This is a genomic window from Pseudomaricurvus alcaniphilus (assembly GCF_011440395.1).
GTDB classification, from domain to species: domain Bacteria; phylum Pseudomonadota; class Gammaproteobacteria; order Pseudomonadales; family Cellvibrionaceae; genus Pseudomaricurvus; species Pseudomaricurvus alcaniphilus.
In genome coordinates this window covers 147021-170935 of record NZ_JAAOIX010000003.1, presented here as the reverse complement: position 1 = coordinate 170935, position 23915 = coordinate 147021, and the positions used below count along the sequence as shown (strand labels likewise).

The 23915-nt window shown below is 56.2% G+C and carries 17 protein-coding genes; 2 read left to right on the top strand and 15 right to left on the bottom strand.

Going from position 1 to position 23915, the window contains the following annotated elements; genetic code table 11:
• Positions 1-149 precede the first annotated feature (149 nt).
• The 4 genes from asd to leuC all read right to left on the bottom strand — a co-directional run bounded on the left by asd (position 150) and on the right by leuC (position 4661).
• Complete coding sequence (asd, locus tag G8764_RS09100) at positions 150-1259, bottom strand: aspartate-semialdehyde dehydrogenase (RefSeq protein WP_166164311.1); 1110 nt, start codon at positions 1257-1259, stop codon at positions 150-152.
• A gap of 148 nt (positions 1260-1407) precedes the next feature.
• Positions 1408-2490, bottom strand: a complete 1083-nt coding sequence (gene leuB / locus G8764_RS09095) for a 3-isopropylmalate dehydrogenase (RefSeq protein WP_166164310.1) — start codon at positions 2488-2490, stop codon at positions 1408-1410.
• A gap of 93 nt (positions 2491-2583) precedes the next feature.
• The gene (gene leuD / locus G8764_RS09090; RefSeq protein ID WP_166164309.1) at positions 2584-3231 is read right to left on the bottom strand and encodes a 3-isopropylmalate dehydratase small subunit; all 648 of its coding nucleotides are present in this window, start codon (positions 3229-3231) and stop codon (positions 2584-2586) included.
• Positions 3228-4661 (bottom strand): 3-isopropylmalate dehydratase large subunit, encoded by a 1434-nt coding sequence (leuC, locus tag G8764_RS09085; RefSeq protein ID WP_166164308.1) that lies wholly within the window; start codon positions 4659-4661, stop codon positions 3228-3230. Before leuC ends, leuD begins: the two co-directional genes overlap by 4 nt.
• A gap of 157 nt (positions 4662-4818) precedes the next feature.
• Between leuC and G8764_RS09080 the strand changes: the two genes are divergently transcribed.
• Entirely contained in the window at positions 4819-5691 is an 873-nt protein-coding gene (locus G8764_RS09080) for a LysR family transcriptional regulator (RefSeq protein WP_166164307.1), read from the top strand.
• A gap of 4 nt (positions 5692-5695) precedes the next feature.
• Here the strand turns inward: G8764_RS09080 and G8764_RS09075 are convergent, their stop codons facing one another.
• From G8764_RS09075 to prmB, 3 genes are all read right to left on the bottom strand, one after another.
• On the bottom strand, positions 5696-6889 hold the full coding sequence (locus G8764_RS09075; RefSeq protein WP_166164517.1) for an MFS transporter: 1194 nt from the start codon (positions 6887-6889) through the stop codon (positions 5696-5698).
• Positions 6890-6958: 69 nt separating this feature from the next.
• The gene (gene aroC / locus G8764_RS09070; RefSeq protein ID WP_166164306.1) at positions 6959-8050 is read right to left on the bottom strand and encodes a chorismate synthase; all 1092 of its coding nucleotides are present in this window, start codon (positions 8048-8050) and stop codon (positions 6959-6961) included.
• Between the two features lie 139 nt (positions 8051-8189).
• Entirely contained in the window at positions 8190-9113 is a 924-nt protein-coding gene (prmB, locus tag G8764_RS09065; RefSeq protein ID WP_207951796.1) for a 50S ribosomal protein L3 N(5)-glutamine methyltransferase, read from the bottom strand.
• Positions 9114-9385: 272 nt separating this feature from the next.
• On the opposite strand from prmB, the gene folE reads away from it, so the two are divergent.
• Positions 9386-9925, top strand: coding sequence for a GTP cyclohydrolase I FolE (gene folE, locus G8764_RS09060; protein WP_166164305.1), 540 nt, complete (start codon positions 9386-9388; stop codon positions 9923-9925).
• Positions 9926-10003: 78 nt separating this feature from the next.
• Here the strand turns inward: folE and G8764_RS09055 are convergent, their stop codons facing one another.
• From G8764_RS09055 to G8764_RS09020, 8 genes are all read right to left on the bottom strand, one after another.
• The gene (locus tag G8764_RS09055) at positions 10004-10930 is read right to left on the bottom strand and encodes a DUF4892 domain-containing protein (protein WP_166164304.1); all 927 of its coding nucleotides are present in this window, start codon (positions 10928-10930) and stop codon (positions 10004-10006) included.
• Positions 10923-11393: a phosphohistidine phosphatase SixA gene (gene sixA, locus G8764_RS09050; protein ID WP_166164303.1), complete on the bottom strand. Its 471-nt coding sequence runs from the start codon at positions 11391-11393 to the stop codon at positions 10923-10925. The genes G8764_RS09055 and sixA overlap by 8 nt, the downstream gene beginning before the upstream one ends.
• Before the next feature lie 81 nt (positions 11394-11474).
• Entirely contained in the window at positions 11475-11759 is a 285-nt protein-coding gene (locus tag G8764_RS09045) for a DUF4389 domain-containing protein (protein ID WP_166164302.1), read from the bottom strand.
• Between the two features lie 202 nt (positions 11760-11961).
• Entirely contained in the window at positions 11962-13863 is a 1902-nt protein-coding gene (htpG, locus tag G8764_RS09040) for a molecular chaperone HtpG (protein ID WP_166164301.1), read from the bottom strand.
• Between the two features lie 361 nt (positions 13864-14224).
• Positions 14225-18586 (bottom strand): hypothetical protein, encoded by a 4362-nt coding sequence (locus G8764_RS22765; RefSeq protein ID WP_279538427.1) that lies wholly within the window; start codon positions 18584-18586, stop codon positions 14225-14227.
• 608 nt (positions 18587-19194) lie between these two features.
• On the bottom strand, positions 19195-19797 hold the full coding sequence (locus G8764_RS09030) for a hypothetical protein (protein WP_166164299.1): 603 nt from the start codon (positions 19795-19797) through the stop codon (positions 19195-19197).
• 357 nt (positions 19798-20154) lie between these two features.
• Entirely contained in the window at positions 20155-21552 is a 1398-nt protein-coding gene (locus G8764_RS09025) for an HlyD family type I secretion periplasmic adaptor subunit (RefSeq protein ID WP_279538431.1), read from the bottom strand.
• 120 nt (positions 21553-21672) lie between these two features.
• Complete coding sequence (locus G8764_RS09020) at positions 21673-23865, bottom strand: type I secretion system permease/ATPase (RefSeq protein WP_166164297.1); 2193 nt, start codon at positions 23863-23865, stop codon at positions 21673-21675.
• Positions 23866-23915 lie beyond the last annotated feature (50 nt).

Here is a 23915-nt window from a genome sequence, read left to right as displayed (position 1 = left end):
ACAACACCGGGTATTACAAGGGTGTCAGGGGCACGGCGCGGCATGGAACAATCTCTTTCAGGATAGAACAGATGGGGCGTTACTCAAGAATATGGCAACAAAATAAAAGGCAAGGGCTCCCCGCCCGAGCGGCGGAGAGCTTTTAACAGTCAGGACTCGAGCAGGATACGCAACATGCGCCGCAGCGGCTCAGCGGCCCCCCACAGCAACTGATCACCCACAGTAAAGGCGTTGAGATAGGTCGGCCCCATGCTCATTTTGCGCAGACGTCCAACCGGTACAGACAGCGTCCCGGTCACTTTGGTCGGCGTCAAACCAGCCAGCGACTGCTCGCGATCGTTGGGCACCACGCGCACCCAGGAGTTAGCTTCGGCAATAATCGCCTCCACATCCGCCAGTGGCACATCGCGCGTCATTTTAACGGTCAGGCCCTGGCTGTGGCAGCGCATCGCACCAATGCGCACACAAGTGCCGTCGATGGCAATCGGGTTGTTGCGATTGCCGAGAATCTTGTTGGTTTCCGCCTGACCCTTCCACTCTTCGCGGCTCTGGCCGTTGGCCAACTGGGTATCGATAAATGGCAGCAGGCTACCTGCCAGCGGGTGACCAAATTTATCAGTGGGAAAATCGCTGCTGCGCATGATTTCGGCGATCTTGCGATCGATGTCCAGAATGGCGCTGGCGGGATCTTCCAGCTCCGGCCGCACGGAGTCGTGCAGCACACCCATCTGGGCGATCAGCTCGCGCATATTCTGGGCGCCAGCGCCGCTGGCGGCCTGGTAGGTCATGGCCGAAACCCATTCCACCAAGCCCTCGCGGAACAGTCCGCCCATGGCCATCAACATCAGGCTCACGGTGCAGTTGCCGCCGATAAAGTTTTTCGTGCCACCGGCAAGCGCCTCGGTAATCACCTGGTGATTGACCGGGTCGAGGACGATCACCGCATCGTCGGCCATGCGCAAGCTGGAGGCCGCATCGATCCAGTAGCCTTCCCAACCGCTCTTGCGCAATTCGGGGTAAACCGCTTTGGTGTAATCACCACCCTGGCAGGAGATAATGGCGTCCATGGCGGACAGCTCGGCGATATCGCTGGCATCCTTGAGCGGCGGAATATCCTTGCCAATCTGTGGGCCTTCACCACCAACATTTGAAGTGGTAAAGAATACCGGCTCGATATCCACGAAATCATTTTCCGACAGCATACGCTCCATAAGCACGGAGCCCACCATCCCACGCCAACCTACAAATCCTACTCGCATCGCTTTCTCTCGGTGTTTAACGGTTTATCTAAGGTACTGAAACAGACCTAAATCATAGCATATTTTTTGACCCAATCACCCTGCTCATAGCGCTAATAGCAGGGTTTGCCGCCAACTTTGCAGGGCGCCGGAGCGGGTCGCCAACCCGCTAGTCTGCCAGCGCCGCCAGTACCGCGTCGGTCATCTCGACCGTGGATACGCGGCGCATACCCGCCGACATGATGTCGCCCGTGCGCAACCCCTGGTCCAGTGCCTTGCCAATTGCTCGCTCAATGCGGTCGGCGGAAGCACTGGCGTCCAGCGAATAGCGCAGCATCATAGCGGCCGACATTATGGTTGCCAGTGGATTGGCAATGCCCTGGCCGGCGATATCCGGAGCCGAGCCGTGGCTGGGTTCGTAAAAACCCTTGCTGCTTTCGTTCAGGGACGCAGACGGCAACATGCCTATGGAACCGGTCAACATTGAGGCCTCGTCCGAGAGGATATCGCCGAACAAATTGCCAGTGACAATCACATCGAACTGCTTGGGATTGATCACCAATTGCATGGCGGCGTTATCCACATACATATGGGTCAACTGCACGTCCGGGTAGCCCTTGCTGACCTCTTCCATTATCTCGCGCCACAGCACCGTCACTTCCAGTACGTTGGCCTTGTCCACTGAGCAGACCCGCTTGCCACGCTTCTGCGCCGCCTCAAACGCCACCTTGGCGATGCGGCGAATCTCCGATTCACTGTAAACATCGGTATTAAAACCCTGCCGCTCGCCATTTTCCAAAGTGCGGATACCCCGCGGCTCACCGAAGTAAATGCCACCGGTCAACTCGCGCACGATCAGGATATCCAGCCCCGCCACCAACTCCGGCTTGAGCGGCGACGCGTCGGCCAATTGTGGATAGGTAATGGCCGGACGCAGATTGGCAAACAGACCCAGGTCGGAACGGATATCCAGCAAGCCAGCCTCCGGGCGCAGGTGGCGCTCGGTTTTGCCGTCCCATTGTGGCCCGCCCAAGGCGCCAAACAAAATGGCGTCTGCCGCCCGTGCCTTGACCCGGGTCTCCTCCGGATAGGGGTGGCCGTATTTGTCGTAGGCGCCACCACCGAGCATGGCTTCCGTGTAACTCAGGTTGAGATTATCCAGCTTGTCCACGGCCTCGAGCACCTTGCGGGCAGCTGAAATGATTTCTGCGCCAATCCCGTCGCCTTCCATTACCAATACATTGCGTGTCATTGTTTTTTGTTTCCTCAAATTTTTTTCGGCGCAGAAACTGTCTCGCCGCAGAATTGTTCAGGCGGGCCCTGGGCCGGACCCGCTCCCGGATAGTTACTTAACCGCACCAAAAAGCCAGGGGGCCTGCTGCTTTCTGCGCTCCTCATAGGCGCGAATGGCGTCGGCTTCCTGCAGGGTCAAGCCGATGTCGTCGAGGCCATGCAACAGGCAATGCTTGCGAAATTCGTCGATCTCGAAGCTGAAGCGCTCTCCCGACGGGGTAACGACCACCTGCTGCTGCAGGTCGATGGCCAGCTCATAGCCCTCGTTGGCGTACAGCTCCTGAAACAACTGCTCAACCGTATTTTCTTCCAAAACAATGGGCAACAAGCCATTCTTGAAAGAATTGTTGAAGAAGATGTCGGCAAAACTGGGGGCGATTACGGCGCGAAAGCCGTAGTCATCCAGCGCCCAGGGGGCGTGCTCACGGCTCGAGCCGCAGCCAAAGTTTTCCCGTGTCAGCAAAATACTGGCGCCCTGGTAGCGGGGAAAGTTGAGCGGAAACTCTTTGTTCAGTGGCCGCCCGCTGCAGTCCTGGTCAGGCTGCCCCTCATCGAGGTAGCGCAACTCATCAAACAGGTTCTTGCCAAAGCCCGTGCGCTTGATGGACTTGAGGAAGTTCTTCGGAATAATCATATCGGTATCGACGTTGGCGCGATCCATCGGCGCCACAATACCTTTCACCTGGGTAAACCTTTTCATGCCTGCGTGCCCTTTAAATCCTGTACGTTGACGAAATGACCGGCGATCGCCGCCGCCGCTGCCATGGCCGGGCTCACCAGGTGGGTGCGACCACCGTAGCCCTGGCGCCCTTCAAAGTTGCGGTTCGAGGTGGAAGCGCAGTGCTCGCCGTTGCCCAGCTTGTCGGCGTTCATGGCCAGGCACATGGAACAGCCGGGCTCACGCCATTCAAACCCGGCCTCGATCAATACCTGGTCGAGCCCCTCAGCCTCAGCCTGGGCTTTGACCTGGCCGGACCCCGGCACCACCATCGCCTGGATCACCGAGCCGGCCACTTTGTGGCCCTTGGCGACGGCAGCGGCAGCGCGGATGTCCTCGATACGCGAATTGGTGCAGGAGCCGATAAAGACCCGGTCCACGTGAATGTCGGTGATTTTTTGCCCGGCCGCGAGGCCCATATACTGCAAGGCGCGCTCGATACCGGCCTTTTTCACCGGGTCCTTGACCTGTGCAGGATCGGGTACGCAGGCATCCACTGGCAGCACCATTTCCGGGGAAGTGCCCCAGCTGACCTGGGGCTGGATCTTGCTGCCGTCCAGTTCCACCACCTTGTCGAACACCGCATCCCCATCACTGACCAGTTCGCGCCAGTTGGCCACCGCCGCCTGCCACTGCTCCCCGGTGGGTGCAAACGTACGGCCCTTGACGTAGTCAATGGTGGTGTCGTCCACTGCCACCATGCCCGCCCGGGCGCCGGCCTCAATGGCCATATTGCAGACCGTCATGCGCCCTTCCATCGACATATCGCGAAACACCTGGCCGCCAAATTCCATGGCGTAACCGGTGCCACCCGCAGTACCGATTTTGGCAATGATCGCCAGTACGACGTCTTTGGCCGTGACCCCGGCGGCCAGCTGGCCGTCCACCTTGATCAGCATATTCTTCATTTTCTTGGCCACCAGGCACTGGGTGGCCATTACGTGTTCCACTTCCGAGGTGCCGATGCCGTGGGCCAGCGCACCCAGCGCGCCGTTGGTGGCGGTGTGGGAATCGCCACAGACAATGGTCATACCGGGCAGACAGGCCCCGGTTTCCGGGCCAATGACGTGGACGATGCCCTGGCGCCGATCGTTGATCTTGAATTCGAGAATGCCAAATTCATCACAGTTGTCGTCCAGGGTCTGCACCTGGATGCGGGAAACCGGATCCTCGATGCCGGCCACGCCGGAAGCTCGCTCCTTCACCGTGGTCGGCACATTGTGATCAGGTGTCGCGACGATAGAGTCGAGCCGCCACGGTTTGCGGCCGGCGAGGCGCAGCCCCTCAAACGCCTGGGGCGAGGTCACCTCGTGAATAATGTGGCGATCGATATAGATTAGGGCCGAGCCGTCATCACGCTGCTTGACGAGATGGGCATCCCAGAGTTTGTCGTAAAGAGTCTTGCCTGCCATTGGAAACCTCGCTGGTGGTCACTGTGCGGGCAGCCAGAACAAAAAAACCTGCTCCAGCCGCCACCTTGGGAAGCAGTCTAAACCGCCTCCAAACATAAGACAAATTCATCTTTTTTATTGTTTGCATTCCTGTCTGGAATGTATCTAATATAGGCGCATGGACACCCAACACCTCAAAGCATTCACCACCGTCGTGCAACTGGGCAGCTTTACCGATGCCGCGGACAAGCTGCATTTAACCCAACCCGCGGTCAGCAAGCGCATTGCGGCACTGGAACAACAGCTCGGTTGCCGCCTGATTGACCGGGTTAAAAGGGGCGTCAGCCTCACCGAGGCCGGCCAGGCGCTGCTGCCCAGGGCGCAGGCAATACTGCGCAGTGTCAGCGATACGGAACTGGCCATTTCCAACCTTGCGGGCAGTGTCGGGGGCAAGCTCAAGCTGGCCACCAGCCATCACATCGGCCTGCATCATTTACCCCGGATCCTGAAGCTGTTCACCCGGAGATTCCCCGAGGTCGAGCTCGACCTGGACTTTCTCGGCTCCGAGCGCGCCTATGACGCCATTGCCAGCGGTGATGCCGAACTGGGTATCGTCACCCTGTCCAGCCTTGCCGGTGAGGACATAAGTAACCGGCCGCTATGGCAGGACCCACTCTCCTTTGTGGTGGCCACGGATCACCCATTGCGCCACACGGAGCGCGCCAGCCTCGCCGACCTGGCGAATTACCCGGCCATCTTGCCGGACCAGTCGACCCAAACTACTCGCCTGATACACGCCTTGTTTGCCAACCAGCAACAAACCCTGCGCACCGGCATGACCACCAACTTTATGGAAACGATCAAGATGATGGTGTCCATCGGTCTGGGCTGGGGCGCCCTGCCCAACACCATGCTGGACGAAAAGCTGTGGGTGCTGGATATCGACTCAGCCAGTTTGAGCCGCACCCTGGGCTATATTCATCACCGCCGCAAAACACTGAGCAATGCCGCCCGGGCTTTTATTGAGACCTTGCAGGAACACGCTCACTAAGCCCTTACTCGAGCACGTCAGGCTTCTCGCAGGCGTCGCCCCGCAGCCCCACCCAGACCAGCGCCAGCGCACATCCGGCGGCCACGGCGCTGATGGCAAAGGTCGCCGACGGACTGACCTCCCAGACAAAACCACTGATCAGGGCGCCACAGGCGCCGCCGGCACCGAAACTGACGGCGCTCAACAGCGCCTGGCCCTGGCCCTGGTGTCGACCGCGAAAGAAACGCCGCACCAATTCAATTGAAACGGCATGGGCGGTACCAAACGAAAAGGCGTGTAACAACTGGGCAAACAGGATGACCCCGGCATAATCGGCAAAATAGCCAATCAGCAACCAGCGCAACATGGTCAGGGCCAGGGTTGCCAGCATGATGGTGCGCGGCCCCAGCAGCTGGATCAAATGATGCATAAACCAGAACACCGCCACCTCGGCCACCACCGCCAGCCCCCAGAGCAGGCCGATCGCGGTGCGGGAATAGGACAGCTGCTCCAGGTAGATACTGTAAAAGGTGTAGTAACTGCCATGGCTGACCTGCAAAAAAAACGCCGCCAGTAAAAAACAGGCCACCGGGAAGTGATTGATTTTGTCCCAGAATTTTTGCCCGTGCTCGGGCTCATGCTGGCGCTGCCGACTCTCCGGCACCGCCAGCGAGCTGAGCCAGATGGCCGTCAGGATCAAAACGATCACTACTGGAAGTGTACTAATGGAGTACCACTGATAGAGGACGCCCAGCAGCACAGCCAGCACGATAAAACCGATTGAGCCCCACAGCCGGATGCGGCTGTAATAATGGCTGAGCCCGCTCAGGTGGGACAGGGTCACCACCTCGAATTGCGCCAGAATGGCGTTCCAGAAAAAACTGAACGCGGCCACCACCACGCAAACCCAGATAAAATCAGTCCGCCAAAACAGTAGCGTAAAGGAGAGGCATGCGCACAGCGCGCCGGCGCGAATTACCGTCAGGCGACGCCCGCTGCGCTCGCTGAGCCAACCCCATATATTGGGCGCAATCACCCGCGAAGCCATAAGAATTGCACTGACGATGCCGATTTGGCGCGGCGTAAACTGCAGCGATTGCAGGTACAGGCTCCAGTAGGGAACTATGACGCCGAGCAGGGCAAAGTAGAAGAAATAAAAACCCGACAGGCGCCAGTACGGAACCGCAGCAAACGCGGGCACCGAAGCAAACCCCTGCATCCGATTCACAATCTGGCGCCTGTACCGTTAGCCGCGGCCCGAGCTGCTGGCGAGCTTACTGCGGGCAACTTAACCCGGGATAACCGGGATGCCATGCTCAACGTCGCCGTTCTGGCCGCGGTGGCGCAACAGGTGATCAACAATCACCAGCGCCATCATCGCCTCGGCAATGGGTGTGGCGCGAATGCCAACACAGGGGTCGTGCCGCCCCTTGGTGACCACCTCCACCGCTTCGCCATTGACGTTGACGCTGCGCCCGGGCAAATGCAGGCTGGAGGTGGGCTTGAGCGCCAGGTGGGCAACCAGCTCCTGGCCGGTGGATATGCCACCGAGAATACCGCCCGCCTGGTTGGACAGAAAACCCTCCGGGGTCATTTCGTCGCGATGCTCGGTGCCCTTTTGCTCCACGCTCGCAAAGCCCGCACCAATTTCCACACCTTTCACTGCGTTAATGCTCATCAGGGCGTGGGCCAATTCCGCGTCGAGACGATCAAACACCGGTTCCCCCAGCCCCGGCGGCACACCGGTCGCAGTGACCGTGATTTTGGCGCCGATGGAGTTGCCCTCCTTGTTCAAGGCCTGCATATAGGTTTCCATCTCGGCAACCTTGCTGGCATCGGGGCAGAAAAAGGCGTTGTTGTGGATCTCGTCCCAATCCACGCTGTCGATCTTGATCGGCCCCAACTGGCTCAGGTAACCGCGCACCTGGATGCCGTGCCGACTGGCCAGGTATTTTTTGGCGATGGCACCGGCCGCCACCCGCATGGCTGTCTCCCGGGCCGAGGAACGACCGCCGCCGCGGTAATCGCGCACCCCGTACTTTTGCATATAGGTGTAGTCCGCGTGGGCGGGCCGGTAGATGTCCTTGATATTGGCGTAGTCCCTGGAGCGCTGGTCGGTGTTCTCGATCAACAAGCCAATGGGTGTACCGGTAGTCTTGCCCTCAAACACGCCCGACAGGATTTTCACCTGGTCCGCCTCGCGCCGCTGGGTGGTGTAACGGGACTGGCCCGGTTTACGCCGATCCAGGTCACCCTGCAGATCTTCTTCTGTTAATTCCAGCCCCGGGGGACAGCCGTCCACAATGGCACCCAGGGCCAGGCCATGACTTTCCCCGAAGGTGGTGACGGTGAACAATTTACCAAAGGTATTTCCAGACATAAGTAACCAATCATTCCCAAGTTCACAGGCGATTGCCCCGCCCAACTGCACACCCGGCGCTCAGCCCGAGCTACGCAACTTATAAAAGCCGGGCATTATACGCCAATTTTGGCGGCCCCCTGCCTTCTTTAACTTATTTTTATGACGCCTGCAGCGCCTCTGCATACTGATCCAGCTGTTCGGCACTGAGGGTGAAAACACCGTGGCCACCGTCGGCCAACTCTACCCAGGTAAAGGGTACCGAGGGGTAAGCGGCCTCCAGCGCTGGCCAACTGTTGCCCACTTCCACCACCAGCAACCCGCCATCCCGCAGGTGCGCCCGCGCCTCGCGCAACAGGCGCCGGGTAAATGCCAGGCCGTCGTTACCACTGCCCAAAGCGATGGCCGGTTCAGCCCGAAACTCGGCCGGCATAGTGTCCAGGTCCTCGGCGTTTACATAGGGTGGATTGCTGACAATCAAGTCAAACGATTGACCCACCAGGCCGCTGAACAAATCCGACTGGACAGCGCTGACCTGATCGCCGAGGCGGTGCTTGTCGATATTCGCCTGCGCCACTTGCAGGGCACCGGCATCGATATCGCTGAGAATCACTTCGGCATCGGCAAATTGCCGGGCGCAGGCAATTCCGATACAGCCACTGCCGGTGCACAGGTCCAGCACTCGCTCGGGCCAGACTGTGAGCCAGGGCTGAAACTGCTCGCCAATCATTTCCGCCAGTGGCGAGCGCGGCACCAGCACCCGCTCATCCACATAAAATTCCAGCCCGGCAAACCAGGCCTTGCCGGTCAGGTAAGCGGCGGGGATACGCTCGCTGATGCGGCGCTCAATCAGTTCCACCAGCAATTTACGCTCGTCGCTGGTGAGGCGGGCATTGAGTAAATCCGGCGAGCTGTCCCAGGGCAAGTGCAAGCTGGGCATGATCAGTTGCACCGCTTCGTCCCAGGCGTTGTCGGTGCCGTGGCCAAAGAACAGGTGTGCAGCGTTAAAGCGGCTGGTGGCCCAGCGCAGGTAGTCGCGAATGGTGATCAGTTCGCCAACAGGTGATTCGCGTTTTTCGATCAAGGGTTGCTCCAGGTCGGATCAGGGGTTTGGCCAAACAAAGCGCCAAATATTAACGTTTTTCGTCGAAACCAGCACCATTTTGACGCAATACGTCCTTTAAAGAAATGCAAAACCACTTTACCCCCTGCAAACCTTCAAGTAGGGTAGCCTGCTGATCGAGCGAGGCAGCGGTCAACGCCCTGATACTTATATATACTTACTATATGAAGGCCACCGAACCAGAGCCTGCAAGCACTCGTAAAAAACATTTATAGCAAGAGATATTGCCGCCAATGAAAGAAGAATACGCCAGGATTATTGAAGCAATTGGTGAAGACCTGGACCGACCCGGCCTGAAAGACACCCCTGCCCGCGCGGCCAAAGCCATGCAGTTTTTAACCCGTGGCTACAGCGAGACGGTGGAGCAGGTCGTCAACGACGCCCTCTTCCCCTCGGATTCCAGCGAAATGATTATCGTCAAGGACATCGAGCTCTACTCCATGTGCGAACACCACATGCTGCCGTTTATCGGCAGGGCGCATGTCGCTTATATACCCACCGGCAAGGTGTTGGGACTGTCCAAGATTGCCCGAATCGTCGATATGTTTGCCCGCCGCCTGCAGATTCAGGAGCAGCTGACCTTGCAAATTGCCGAAACCGTGCGCAACGTTACTGAAGCCGAGGGAGTTGGGGTAATCATTGAAGCGAAGCATATGTGCATGATGATGCGCGGCGTCGAGAAGCAAAATTCTGTTATGAAAACCTCAGCCATGCTGGGTGCTTTCCGGGACAACGCCGCCACCCGCACCGAGTTTCTTTCCCTGATATCCTGAGCAAATCCCGCTCCCTTCCCGGCCCGTCAACGCGGGCCCGCACAACTTCCCGCAACTGGCTGCAACTACCTCGCGCTGTCACAATCCCGAGATCAGCACCACCTGGAACAGCGCTTCCCGCTTGCCCAACCTGACCGCCGGCACCAGGCCGCCGAGACCAAACACCTGCACCCTGTCAGCCTCCACGCCACTGGCCAGTAACTGCTCTTTAATCGCCACCACCATGGCCAGCGACTGGCGCTGCTGTTCGGCCAGGGGCTGCGCTGCATAATTGTGTCCCACCAGGCCGATCACCCAGGTGCGGTGCCGGCGCAGCAGACCCTGCAGGCTTTTCAAATGCCCTTCTTCCAGACCGCCATCGGGCAGGATTGCGTCCACAAAGGTAAAGCTCTGCTGCTCCCGCAGGCGCTCCTCGATCGCCTCGACGGAGCTGGAAATCCGCGGCGTCTCCCGCGTCTGCAACACATCCAGCTGCACGTAATTGCGGTTATTGCCCCGCCTCACGGCGTAGAGCGCCACATAGGAGCGCAGGTCATTGTCCTCAATAATCTCGAAGGACGAGTAGTACTGATCACTGTCCAGGCCATACAACTGCTTGACGTGAAAGCGGGTATTGGCCCAAGCGTTGCTGCTGCCACAATTTCTCGATTCACAATAGAACAGCTCCCGTCCACCCAGTTGCAACAGCTGCTTGCGGTAATAGTTAAAAACCTCCTTTGCGCTGTTGTCCTCGCTGAGTTCAAAGGTGCGGCTGTGCAAATCACCTGTCAGCCGCTGCTCACGGTCGGCACGCCAGCGACTGTCGATTTTTTTCAGGTTGCCGAGCGTGAGACGATAATCGTCCACCGACTTGCGCTGCTCAAACAGCAGCGTAGCGTGGGGGTAAGTGACCAGGGCCAGTGCCGCCACGTGGCTGGATACAAGGAAGGCCAGCACAGCCAGCAGCGACTGGCTGCAGATTAATTTGAAGCGGCAATAGGTGCGACACAGCAATTTATCAATCACGAGCAGACTCCCCCGGCTGTCGCAACCAGTTCAACGTGGCACAAGACTGGGCCAGCACCTCTGCGTCGATACAAGCCAGTGCGCTGGTTCCCATAAAGTAGCGCCCCCTCGGCGCCCCGGTGAGCCAGTCGACGAGGCGGCCGACCAGCGGTTGATGGGACACCAGCAGGCAGGCGGCGGTGCTATTGTCATCGAGAAACCGGATCAAGGGTAAGATGTCCCTGTCCGGGGTAAGCAGTTCACAGTTTTCCACCGCGAGGCCTAATTGCTCCGCTGCGAGCCCGGCTGTCTGCTGAGCCCGCTTGTAGGGGCTGGCGAAAATACGGCCTACCTGCTGCAATTCCGTCGCAGACTCCTGCAATACTGCCCGGGTCTGCGCATCCCCGGCGACGGTCAACGCCCGCTCTGAATCCCGGGAGGCAAAGCTCTCCGCTTCGCCGTGCCGTAAAATAAAAAGTTTCATACCGATCTTTTGTCTGGAGTTGCTTTAAACGCCACTATATCAGCATTCCCTCGCTGTGTACGCTCGCAACCGCCCGGCGGTTTAGTCAGACGAGTCGCCTGGCCAGTCCTGGAAAGGGAACGGCTTGTCGTCGGAATTGTAATTCAAGAATTGCCAACACTGGAAAATAAACACCGACAGGCTGTGGCCAAACTCACGCAACGGAATATTGCTGGTGCCACCCACTAAATTAAACAGGAACTGGACCACCACTACCACCCACATAACTGCCGCTGCCACCTGCACCAGCAGCGCAAACAACAGCATAAATAACAGCCTTATCCAGTGGGCGCTCGACAACAGGTTGGATTTAAGTTGTTGGTCCATCAAAAACACTCCGGTAAATAACGCGTAAAACACAAGTGACTACACCGCGCCCGGGGCCGGGTGCGGTGTAGTTGAATGGGGTTGGAACAGGCACTGCTGGCAGTGCCTTTGCGCACTCTTCCGCTACCGCGGAGAGATACACCCCGCAAACAAACGGGACATTTGTTTGCGGACGACTATATTTTGCTTCCGGGCGACCGGATCAGTTACTCAGTTCCAGCAACAGCTTGTTGAGCTTGCTGACATAGGCCGCTGGATCCTCCAGGGTACCACCCTCAGCGAGACTGGCCTGGTCAAACAGGATATTGGCGAGATCGGCGAAGCGATCTTCATTCTGCTCGTGGTCCAGCTTGTCCACCAGCGGATGCTCCGGGTTCAACTCGAAGATCGGCTTGGTTTCCGGCAGTTCCTGGCCGGCCTGCTCCAGGATACGGCGCATCTGGGCACCCATATCATGCTCGCCCACCACAATACAGGCGGGCGATTCAGTCAGGCGATTGGTCACCCGCACATCGGCAACCCGATTGTCCAGCACGTCCTTGACTCGCTTCACCAGGTCCTCGTGCTGCTTGGCGCTCTCTTCCTGGGCTTTCTTGTCCTCTTCAGTATCCAGTTCCCCAAGGTTCAGCTGACCCTTACCGACATCCTGGAAGTGCTTTTCCTTGTACTCCATCAAGTGGCTCATCAGCCACTCGTCGACCCGGTCGCACAGCAGCAGGACCTCGATACCGCGCTTGCGCAGGGCCTCCAGATGCGGGCTGTTTTTGGCGGTATTAAAGTTTTCCGCCGCCACGTAGTAGATTTTCTCCTGGCCTTCCTTCATGCGCTCGATGTAGTTATCCAGCGACTGGTCCTGGTCTGGCTTATCGGTATGGGTACTGGAAAAGCGCAGCAGCGAGGCAATTTTTTCCCGGTTGGCGAAGTCTTCAGCAGGGCCTTCTTTCAGCACCTGGCCGAAAGCCTGCCAGAACTTGCTGTAATCTTCCGGGTTGTTCTTCGCCATCTTACCAAGCATGTCCAGCACTCGCTTGGTCAAGGCAGTGCGCATGGCATCGATGTTCGGGTCCTTTTGCAGGATTTCCCGGGAGACGTTCAACGACAGGTCATTGGAGTCGACAATACCCTTGACGAAACGCAGGTACATGGGCAAAAACTGCTCGGCGTCGTCCATAATAAAGGTGCGCTGCACGTACAGCTTGAGGCCGCGGGAAGCATCCCGGTTGTACAGGTCAAACGGGGCCTTGGCGGGGATATAGAGCAGGCTGGTGTAATCGAGCTTGCCCTCTACCCGGTTGTGGCTCCAGCTCAGCGGGTCTTCGAAGTCGTGGGAGACGTGCTTGTAAAACTCCTTGTACTCATCGTCGCTGACTTCGGAGCGCGAGCGAGTCCACAGCGCCGTGGCGTGGTTGACGGTTTCATCTTCCGGCTCCTTGCTCTCGGCATCTTCGCCGACCGGATCTTTTTTCATAATCACCGGCAGGGAGATGTGGTCGGAATACTTCTTGATAATGCTGCGCAGGCGCCAGCCGTCGGCGAATTCTTCAGCATCGGGCTTCAAGTGCAGGGTAATCGTGGTGCCGCGGGTATTCTTCTCGACGGTTTCGACGGTAAATTCGGCTTCCCCGGTGCACTCCCAGTGCACGCCCTCTGTTATCGGTGTGCCGGCTTTGCGGGTAAACACTTCGACACGATCGGCAACGATAAAGGCGGAGTAGAATCCGACGCCGAACTGACCGATCAGTTTCGAGTCTTTCTTCTCGTCACCGGACAGCGACTGGAGGAACTGGGCTGTACCTGACCTGGCGATAGTACCGAGGTTTTCCACCACTTCTTCACGGGTCATGCCGATGCCGTTATCGATAATAGTGATGGTTTTTGCGTCTTTATCAAATTCGACGCGAATAGCCAGCTCGGAATCACTCTCGTACAAGCTGTCGTCTGACAGCGCCTTAAAACGCAATTTGTCCGCTGCATCCGAAGCATTGGACACCAGCTCCCGCAGAAAAATTTCGCGGTTGGAATAGAGCGAGTGGATCATCAGGTGCAGTAATTGCTTGGCTTCTGTCTGAAAACCACGGGTTTCTTTATGCGCTTCCACAGTCATTACTAATAAACTCCTAATTTAGGTCGAGGCTGTTCAACGGATGAATCTGTTTTCATGTTGTATCTGATATTAGGGAGATACAGGATGGAAATGGAGATGGGGGCTAACTGGAATAATTCAACCCCTGATGTGCGACCTGAAAAGCAAAACGCCGGTAGCGGCAGATACCCAACAGTGACAAGGGCCCTGTAGCGGTGCCCCCCTGAGGGAGAGTGTCACCTACTCAAATACATTAATATCTTCTAATGTTGGCAGCCTCTAATATTGCCAATCTCCAAATATGCAGCCTCACTGCCGGCCTCGAGTGCTGCAACGGTCTTGTGCATAGCACCGCAGCAACCCTAAGCAGCCCTATGGTCGATCAGGACCAGGCCACAGCCAGCAGTGGTGTCAACGCCTCAGTGGTGGCTGCAGGCAGCACATAGCCGGCGCCCTCGGGAACATCAAATGCCGCCATTGCTGTTATCAGCTGGCCCAGCATTCCCTGGTCCAGGGTTTGACCCTGAGCCTGGATAAGCGGCTCACCCTGAGCCCCGGCAAACCAGTTCACCACCTTCACCTGATCACCGGAGCCGATGGCGTTTATAAATAAATGCATGCCACTCTGCCTGAACCACAACTGCTCGGCAGCCACACCTTCAAACACCAGCGTATCGATCTCTCCCTCCACTGTCTCTGCTGTTGCTACTGCCGGTAATACAATCCGGTCGCTGCCATCTCCAGCCCTGAAAATAAAGCGGTCGCTCCCCGCTCCACCCTTGAGCAGATCGTTGTCGGTGCCGCCCACAATGACATCATCGCCAGCCGAACCGGTTATTCGATCGCTGCCCGCGGCCCCGTCGATGAGGTCAATATGGCGCAACTGGCTGGCGGAAAAGTCCAGCACATTACCACTGGCGCTACCCAGCAGAATGTTATAGCCCTCGCCGCCATCGATTTCCTCCACACTGTCCGCAGCCAGCAAGCGCACCAGGCTAATGGCATCGTCGCCGCTGCCCCCGCGAATAGTATCTTTACCCCCGCCACCAATGATTCGATCAGTGCCCTGTCTCGCTCCCTCGACGACGAAGACGTCAGCACCCGCCCCACCCTCGAGCTTGTCATTACCCTTGTTGCCCACGATGACATCCGCGGCCGCGGAACCGGTAATCCTGTCGTGCCCCGCGCCACCATCAATGAGGTCGATATTGCGCAACCGGGTAGCGGAGAAATCCAGCCTGTCGCTACTGGCTGTACCCAGTACCGAGTTGGTACCCGCCTCGCCATCAATTTCTTCCACACTGTCGGTAGCCAGCAAGCGCACCAGGCTAATGGCGTCATCTTCGTTGCCGCCGACAATGGTATCTGTTCCCCCGCCTCCGATGATTCGATCGCTGCCCTGATTGACGCCCTGCACGACAAAGGTATCGTCACCCGCCGCGCCTTTGAGTACATCATTGCCCGCACCACCGACGATGACGTCATCGCCGCTCGTACCGGTCAAGTCATCGTCCCCGGAGGTCCCGGCAATCTGCTGCCCTGCTTCGGTAGCGGGGCCGGGTTCGGGACTCACCTCAGGTTCAGGTGCAACTTCAGCAGCGGCACTCAGCACCAGCAGATCGTTGTAGTCCAGTGTTTCGCCGCTAGCAAAAGCAACGGTCGGAGCGCTGGCGGCAGCCAGGAAAAAATCACCCACGGTGACTGTATTCGACCCTACTTCCAGAACCAGGTTCGACCCTGCACGCCGCGCAGCCAATGAGGCTGCACTAATATCGGCAGCAAATTCAATCACGTCTCTATCGCCGGCGGCGGCACCCTCGCTGGATATCCAGTCGTGGCCAAAGTCGGATTGAAAATAATAGCGGTCACTGCCACTGCCGCCGGCAAGAAAGTCATCGCCACCGTTGCCGTGTAACTGATCGTTGCCAGCGCCACCGTAGAGGACGTCATTACCGTGTAATTCTGCCGGGAGCTGTTGAAAGTGTGCAGCGGTCACTTCACCCGGGGCCCCATCGAAGGCTTCTTTCCAGCTAATGTAGGTGGGAAAATCCGGGTTGGCTCCGTACATGCCTGCTACCAGCGCCCGGGCCTCTTCAAAATACCGGCTGCTTTGAATGGGCATGTAGTCCTGCCAGGCGTTACCCCGGTCACCGTAGAGGGTATCATTGCCATCCCCGCCCAACAGAGTATCGTCGCCAAGTTCACCAAAGAGTGCGTCCTTGCCGTCGCCGCCCCAAATGGTGTCATCGTATTGCAGGCTATCTGTCGCGCTGGCAACAAAATCCGGCACTATGTACTTGCCGTACTCCCAGAGCTTAAGCTCGGTATCGACCTGGGTATTATTGCCCAGTGCGATATCCGCCCAATCGGGCTCGGGCACCGCGTTGACGTTTTCAAAGCGGGCGTAGGAATCCCCAAAGACAATATCATTACCCTGCCCGGCCTCAACCAGGTCCGAACCGGCACCGGCCAGAATTTGATCATCGCCCGACTCCGCGAACAATTGATCGGCGTAGCTGCCGCCATAAAGCTGGTCATCTCCGTCCCCGGCAAATACAACATCCATGTCGTCCACATTTTCCAAATCACTCTCGCTATACATAAGTACGGTATGGCCAAACTGCCGTGTATCCCAGTCCCAGTTCACCGAAATTGATTGGTCGTATTCCCAGGTATAGCGCCCCAGCCGATATTCATCCGTTGCAAAAATCGTGTCATTGCCACCACCGGCGTAGATGGCATCCGATCCTCTTCCACCCAGAATTGTGTCATCACCAGGTTGCTCAGACAGAACGGTAAGAAGGTTGGTACTGGAAAACCAATCCCGGGGTACCATCTCGTAATCGCCATAAATCACATCATCGCCGTCCTTACCCCGCAACAGGTCATGCTGTGATTGGCGAACAATATTGCCGCTTTGATAGGCGCCAAAACGACCGTAAATCAAATCGTCTTTATCGCCGCCGTCCGTCCAGCGGTCAACCGCCAGTCCGTGCACCGCATGAGCGTGAATCTCGAGAGCTTCACTATTGACCCAATCGTAAAAAAGGGCGTAATCGACCGGGTAAGGTTGGTTGTAGGTTGAGTCGACCCAGCGAAAAAAATAGCTTGGCAGACCTTCGTCGGTCCACTCCGGTTGCGAAGGGTTGATGTAAAACATGGAGTCGAACACCAGTTCGAACTCACTGGCGTCGTCCGTTTGATTGGCATGGTCCAGCAGTTCAATGCCATAGGATACGGCCGAATCCGCCACATTGAAATTATCAATAATAATTACATCATCTGCTGCGGTGTCGACACCGCCCACCAGCACCCTGAGATCTCCGTCATCGACTACAAACAGATTGTCATTGAGCGGGTTGCCGCTGGCATCTAGCTGCTGGTACATCGCCGATGCACCGGCAATGGCGGTCAACGTGCCTATATCGGAACCGTTGACCCTGACCGTATTGGCGCCACCGATATCGTAAATAACATCCATGCCATCACCGGAGTTATAGATATAAGTATCATTGCCGAACCCGCCTTCCAGGTAGTCGTCACCGCCATTACCGGTCAGGGTATCGTTGCCACCGCCAGCGTAGATATGGTCATTTTTGCTCAGGCAATAGAGGTTAGCATTGTCAGACTCATCACCAAAAACAATATTGGCGACGGTTGTGGGATCCACCGTGTTGGTACCCCCCTGGCCGGTGGTATTGCCCCCGGCGAACACTTCGCCGGCATCCGCATCCACATAGCGAATCGCTCGGTTGTTAATCTTGTCGGGATGGACTGCGTCATCGCTATTGCGTTGCACAATGGCATCGAGCAGTGAAATGCGATCCTGGAGATAATAGTCGCTGAAATTCTCGACATTCAGCTCGCCGTTTTGATTATGAGCGGCGTAGAGGTCATCGCCACCAACTATGACAAAGGGATTGAGATTGCGCAGCGCATGACGATACGCCATACCGAGTGGCGAATCCTGTTCGGCGACGGATTTATCCAGTGCGGCGACAGAATGGACTCTAAACTCTGCGGCAAGGTTTTCACTGATCACTGTGTCGATGACAGTATAGAGCGCCTCCCTATCATTGTTATTGATATGGGGCGCAGCAACGCCCAATAGTGACACCACCGAATTGACGATACCCTCCAGACTCTGGCTTGCCTTGTTTGAAGCCGCGTAGAGAATGGAAGACGCATCATCGATTGTTAAACTGTTGTCTAACCGGGACAGCATGTCATAAACCGCCAGGGCGTCGGTTAGGCTCTTGATGGAATGATTGGTAAGAATATCGCCCACCCTGCCCTGCTCAATAAATAGCATTTCAGAGGCACCCAAATTGTCACCAACAATAGCCGTGAATTCGGCGCCGGGCTCAGCAATCACATTGGTAACCCGGGCATCAGCAGATGGGCCTGGGGTAACATTTATCGGATCGGTAATCGCACCGAGCATCTCTGCCAGGTGATCGAATCCATCCACACCGGAATTAATTCCAGGTGCATTGTAGGTGTAGGCGGCAGAGACAATATTCGGGAACAGGCGCACAAATGCCTGGGCGAGGTGGCCGCCGAGGGAGTGTCCGGTGACAATTATTGGCGTTGTTGCATTGAGGCCTGGAATACCCAGGCCGTTGGCGGGGGCCTTTTCCGCTAGCATCAAGCCGGCATCCGAGGTACTGACGCCCACGTTAATTTGATACTGTGCGACCTGCTCATTTGCGGGGGTAATTGCTTGTAAATAAAAATTCAGCATATCCATTATCTGGAGAGTTGCGGTCCCGAGAACACCCAGCGATAGATCTGATATGTAGTCCTTGTAAAACTCAACGGGATTCTTGATGAAATTCCCATCAGTTCCTCTTAAAGTGAACACAAAGCTTCCAGAACTTTCGCCCGCCTTAACCATATAAAACGAGCCAGAAAACCCAGTTAATGTGTCAGGAGATGTTTCTTGATGCTCGAACTTTTTTAAAAATTTTTCAGCCTGAGAATTACTAAACTCGACACCATCAGCTTTCAAGTCTGACATCAGTTCTCCGTTTGCGTAGGCAGCCATCGCCAGACTGGAGTAATCAAACAAATCGGTAAGTTTTGTCATAGCTCATTCCTTTAGCTCTTAATTTTACCTAATTACGACTATGAATAAGCCAGCTATCGGCGGTAGTAAACATATACCTTGTAGCCCTTGGGACAGCAGCTTTGCTCCCGGCCTGGCTCCAGGGGCTTGCTTTCAAGACTCGCCGAGGTTCCATCCATGGAGGCTCCACGACAGCATCCCTGCTGTCGAGGGTCTTGAAAGCAAGCCCCCGAAGCCAGACCTAACATAGTGCCGGCTGCACGAAAGCTTAGCTTAGGTAGAAATTAGGTAATTTTATAAAAAATTTCGTAGAGTACTTTCTTATGCATATCCACATAACCAGGCCTACGGATTTTTTCAGGACAACTTTTACCACCTCCTCCAGGGGTAAATTTCCTGAAGAACCAGCCACCTCCTCCGTAAAGTGTAACTGCCTTCCCCAACAGTTTTTCTCCATCCATAACAGTTGTGGTATAGCTGGAAACATAGCCTCGGGAAACAATGTCTTTTTTCGAATGATCTTCTATTTGATATCTTGCCTTGAGCTTTTCTATATCAATTTCATTTCCTTTTGCCTTTACTTCTCTAGATCCTGAACCACCATTCTCCCGATAGATGATTTTTCGTATTGGCTCTCCTTCTTTCACGAAATACTCCGGAGGCAACCCAACTTTGTGATAGACAAAAATACCCGCTTCCTTCTCACACAACTTATTAAAACGATAAAGATTGAAAGGTACATCACCAAAAGGAATTAAAATCAGCGCAAAGAACAACATCAGCATCCCGAGCCTCTTTTCCCCTTTGGATTTGACTGCGGACCAAAGAAAATAAACAAGCGCAATCGGGTACAACAGTGTTACTGTTATTACAAATAAACCGATCATAGGTATTTATCCTTTCATAGTTGCTAATTCTGCAATAAATCAAAATCTGCTGTGCAAAATATAATCTAATTACCACCTAAGCCAAGCGTCGTGCAGTTGGCACTATGTTAGGTCTGGCTTCGGGGGCTTGCTTTCAAGACCCTCGACAGCAGGGATGCTGTCGTGGAGCCTCGAGCCCGCCCCGCGAGCGGAGCGAGTGCTTTGGGTGCATGGATGGGTTGACGGCGAGTCTTGAAAGCAAGTCCCTGGAGCCAGGCCGGGAGCAAAGCTGCTGTCCCAAGGGCTACAGGGTATATGTTTACTATCGCCGATAGCTGGCTTATTCATAGGCGTAATTAGGAAATATAAAGTCTGTTTTCAGCGCTCTCTGGCGCTCTCGTTGGCCTTTCTCAGCAGCGGCGACAGCACAAACTCGATCAACCGACGCCGACCAATCTTCACCTCTGCGGTCACGGCCATTCCAGGGATCAGAGTCACCAGCCTGTCATCGATTTGCAATTCACTGCGTTGCAGTTGCAAGCGCAATTTATACACCAAACCTTTCACCTCATCGGCAATGGCATCGGCACTAAGGCCCACGACTTTGGCCTCCAAGACCCCGTAGCGGGTAAAATTAAAGGTATTGATTTTTACCTCAGCGGTTTGTCCGGGGAAGACAAAACCCACATCCTTGTTCGCCAGCGTCGCTTCCACCTCCAGGAAGTCATTACCTGGCACCAGTTGCATCAACACCTGCGCCTCGGTCACCACACCACCAACCGTGTGGATGGCCAGCTGCTGCACCTGGCCATCCACCGGGGCGTAGAGTATTTTACGGCGATTTACGTCCCTTGCTTTTGCCAACTCCTGGCTCAGGGAATGTATCCTGCGCTCCAGGTTATCGATTTCCAGCAAGGTATTTTTCTGCATTTCAGACTGAAAACCAATGAGTCGCTGCCTCGCGCTCTCCACGGCTGCCGAGTGCTGTTGCTGCTGTGCGCGATAGGCGAACAGCGCTTGCTGCTGCTCAATAAACTCCTGCTCTACACTGAGACGCTCCATTTCCGCGACCAATTTGTCTTTCTCCAGCTGCCGCAGTGCCTGTAAACGCTTTTCGATCAGGGGCAGGGTTTGCTGCAACATATTGATTTGCGCGAGATTGGCCTGTAATTGAGCTTGTAACTCTTTTTCATCACTGAGGTAAGCATTGATTTTGGCCTGGTAGTCCATCAGTTCCTGCTCCAGCAAACTGCGTTGGGGTACCTCCTGATCTGCTGGCAGCACACGGTCAAGCGCCGCTACCGCGGCAACGTCACCATTACCCCGCTGGATCAACATTACGGATTTCGCCTGCGCGGCGCTAAAATATTGCTTGCGCGAAAGCTCTGTTCGGGTAAAGCGCAACTCCTCCGCCAAACGTGCTTGCTCTGCCTGGGTAACGGTTTGATCCAGTTCGATCAATGGCTGGCCCCGCTTCACGAACTCGCCTTCTTGTACGTGAATCGCCCTCAGCAAGCCTTTTTGCAGCGGCTGTATGGCTTTGATACGACTGCCAGACACCACCTTGCCCTCAGCTACAGCCACAATATCCACTTCTCCCAGGCAGGCCCAGATAATGGCAATACTGAATAATGCCATCAAGCTCCAGCCGAGCAAGCGGCCCGCCGGTGAGGCCGGGCGCTCCTGTATTTGCAATACAGCCGGAAGAAAATCCAGCTGTTCGCGACCGCACTCAGTCGCCCCAGGCTGGCGCCGAGCTCCCAGGATGTGCAACATCGCCCTATACAGTCGGGTAAGTATTGTTCCCATAATGTCCCTTTATGAGTGATCTTGCTGCAAACTGCCCTTTCAGTGAGGGCGTTACTAACGGCCAATAATTAACCGCGTCAGCTCGCCCTATACCTGCCGGATTCTCGGGGTATGATTTTGATAGCTGTGTAATTGAGTGTAGTAGCCGTTGGCCTCCAGTAAATCGTCATGGCGCCCCTGCTCGATAATCCGTCCGTTTTCCATTACGATAATGCGGTCGCACTGACGCACCGTTGATAGCCGGTGGGCGATAATCAGCACCGTACGGTTCTGGCATATAGCCGCCATATTCTCCTGGATAATGCGCTCGGACTCATAGTCCAGTGCACTGGTGGCTTCGTCCAGGATAAGTATTCGAGGGTTGTTGATCAGGGCCCTGGCAATGGCCAGGCGCTGGCGCTGGCCTCCCGACAGGTTGCAACCCTGCTCACCCACAGTGGTGTCATAGCCTTCCGGCAGCTGCAGGATAAAATCGTGTGCGCCGGCCAGTTTGGCGGCAGCGACCACCCGCTGCATGGATAAGCCCGGATTCACCAGGGCAATATTGGCCCGGATACTGCGATTGAAGAGAAAGTTATCCTGCAATACCACGCCGACATTTTGCCGCAACCACTGGGTGTCGATAACACCCAGGTTGGCACCGTCGACCAGAATACTGCCGGCTTCCGGCAGGTAAAAACGCTGCACCAGTTTGGTCAGTGTGCTTTTACCGGAACCGGAGCGACCGACGATACCGAGGACTTCCCCGGCGCGAATGTCCAGCGACACATCATCCAGCACCAGCGGGCTGTCTGCACCATAGCGAAATTTTACGTGCTGCAACTGAATACGTCCATGCAACCTGGGCAGGGAGCTGCGACCGGGATTAAAGCCGGGCTCCGCCGGGGTGTTGAGAATATCGCCCAGGCGGGCAATGGAAATCCGGGCCTGCTGAAACTCCTGCCACAATTGCACCAGTTTCAGCACTGGCCCGCTGACCCGGCCCGCCAACATATTGAACGCCACCAGTTCACCCACGGTCATTTTGCCATCCATAACAGCGTAAGCGCCCAGGTAGATGATCAGCAGAGTAGTCACCTTGCTGATCAGCCCCGCGACCTGCCCCGACAGGTTGCCCACGTGTTGCGCGCGAAATGAGGCGTTGACGTAGCCGGCCAACTGCTCCTCCCAATGGCGCTGCATTTGCGGCTCCACCGCGCTGGCCTTGACCGTTTCAATACCGTTGACGGCTTCCACCAGGAACGCTTGGTTGCGGGCGCCAAAGTTGAATTTCTCGTCCAGGCGCCGGCGCAATACCGGGGTAATCAGGAGGGATAAAACTATGAAAAAAGGCACTGATCCCAGTACCACCAGCGTCAATGTGGGGCTGTAGTACCACATAACGACAAAAAACAGGAAGGTAAACAACAGGTCGATACACAGGGTTAACGCGGAGCCGGTAATAAAATTGCGGATGGTTTCCAGTTCCCGGACCCTGGCAGCACTCTGCCCTACCTGGCGCGCTTCAAAATAGGCCATGGGCAAGCGCAGCAAATGTTGAAACAGCTTCGCCCCCAACTCGACGTCGACCCGGTTGGTGGTGTGTGAGAACACGTAGTTGCGCACAGCACCGAGCAGAGCCTCAAATACCAACACCACAAAAAAACCACACGCCAGCACATCCAGCGTGGTCAATCCGCGGTGCACCAACACCTTATCCATCACCACCTGGAAAAACAGCGGCGTCAACAGGGCGAACAGCTGCAAAAACAGCGACGCCAGCAATACATCGGCAAACAGTTTGCGATATTTCAGCAGCGCCGGAATAAACCAGCTGATATCAAACTGGCCCGGTCCTGTGCCAGCAGCGCCACGCCTGGTGAAGAGGAAAAGCTCACCAGACCAGTCCGCTTGCAGTTCCGACTGTGGAATTTCTCGCGGTGATGACTCCGCCGGAAAAAATACCAAAGCCCTGGCTTCCGCTTCGGCAGCACCGGTATTTATTCCCGCCTGGGCGACGGTTACGCGGGCGATGACGAAATAATCACCTGCCTTTGTTTTGCCAATTGCCGGCAGCAGCTTGTTCTTCAAGCCGGCAAAGTCACTCTGGTGTTTACGCGCCTTGAAATCAAGGGCGGCGGCCGCCCTGAGCAGATCACCGTCATTCATTGGCTGCCCGGGCTGGGCGAACTGATGCAGTACCCCGGCCTCATCGGTGGCAACCTGATGGTACTGGGCCAATAAAAATAGCGATCGGGCAGCGGTGTCCACATCCTGTGGTTGGGTTTTTCTGGCGTCCATGCTTTAACTCCAGTCGAGTCTCTACATCCTTTCCCGAGCAACGCCCTGTG

Excerpts from the sequence above, each read along its gene's own strand:
- G8764_RS22765 (WP_279538427.1), bottom strand. The coding sequence starts at position 18,586 with ATGCTGAATTTTTATTTACAAGCAATTACCCCCGCAAATGAGCAGGTC.
- G8764_RS09075 (WP_166164517.1), bottom strand. The coding sequence starts at position 6,889 with ATGCAGGGGTTTGCTTCGGTGCCCGCGTTTGCTGCGGTTCCGTACTGG.
- leuB (WP_166164310.1), bottom strand. The coding sequence starts at position 2,490 with ATGACACGCAATGTATTGGTAATGGAAGGCGACGGGATTGGCGCAGAA.
- G8764_RS09045 (WP_166164302.1), bottom strand. The coding sequence starts at position 11,759 with ATGGACCAACAACTTAAATCCAACCTGTTGTCGAGCGCCCACTGGATA.
- leuC (WP_166164308.1), bottom strand. The coding sequence starts at position 4,661 with ATGGCAGGCAAGACTCTTTACGACAAACTCTGGGATGCCCATCTCGTC.
- aroC (WP_166164306.1), bottom strand. The coding sequence starts at position 8,050 with ATGTCTGGAAATACCTTTGGTAAATTGTTCACCGTCACCACCTTCGGG.
- leuD (WP_166164309.1), bottom strand. The coding sequence starts at position 3,231 with ATGAAAAGGTTTACCCAGGTGAAAGGTATTGTGGCGCCGATGGATCGC.
- htpG (WP_166164301.1), bottom strand. The coding sequence starts at position 13,863 with ATGACTGTGGAAGCGCATAAAGAAACCCGTGGTTTTCAGACAGAAGCC.
- G8764_RS09020 (WP_166164297.1), bottom strand. The coding sequence starts at position 23,865 with ATGGACGCCAGAAAAACCCAACCACAGGATGTGGACACCGCTGCCCGA.
- sixA (WP_166164303.1), bottom strand. The coding sequence starts at position 11,393 with ATGAAACTTTTTATTTTACGGCACGGCGAAGCGGAGAGCTTTGCCTCC.
- asd (WP_166164311.1), bottom strand. The coding sequence starts at position 1,259 with ATGCGAGTAGGATTTGTAGGTTGGCGTGGGATGGTGGGCTCCGTGCTT.
- G8764_RS09030 (WP_166164299.1), bottom strand. The coding sequence starts at position 19,797 with ATGATCGGTTTATTTGTAATAACAGTAACACTGTTGTACCCGATTGCG.
- G8764_RS09080 (WP_166164307.1), top strand. The coding sequence starts at position 4,819 with ATGGACACCCAACACCTCAAAGCATTCACCACCGTCGTGCAACTGGGC.
- G8764_RS09025 (WP_279538431.1), bottom strand. The coding sequence starts at position 21,552 with ATGTTGCACATCCTGGGAGCTCGGCGCCAGCCTGGGGCGACTGAGTGC.
- folE (WP_166164305.1), top strand. The coding sequence starts at position 9,386 with ATGAAAGAAGAATACGCCAGGATTATTGAAGCAATTGGTGAAGACCTG.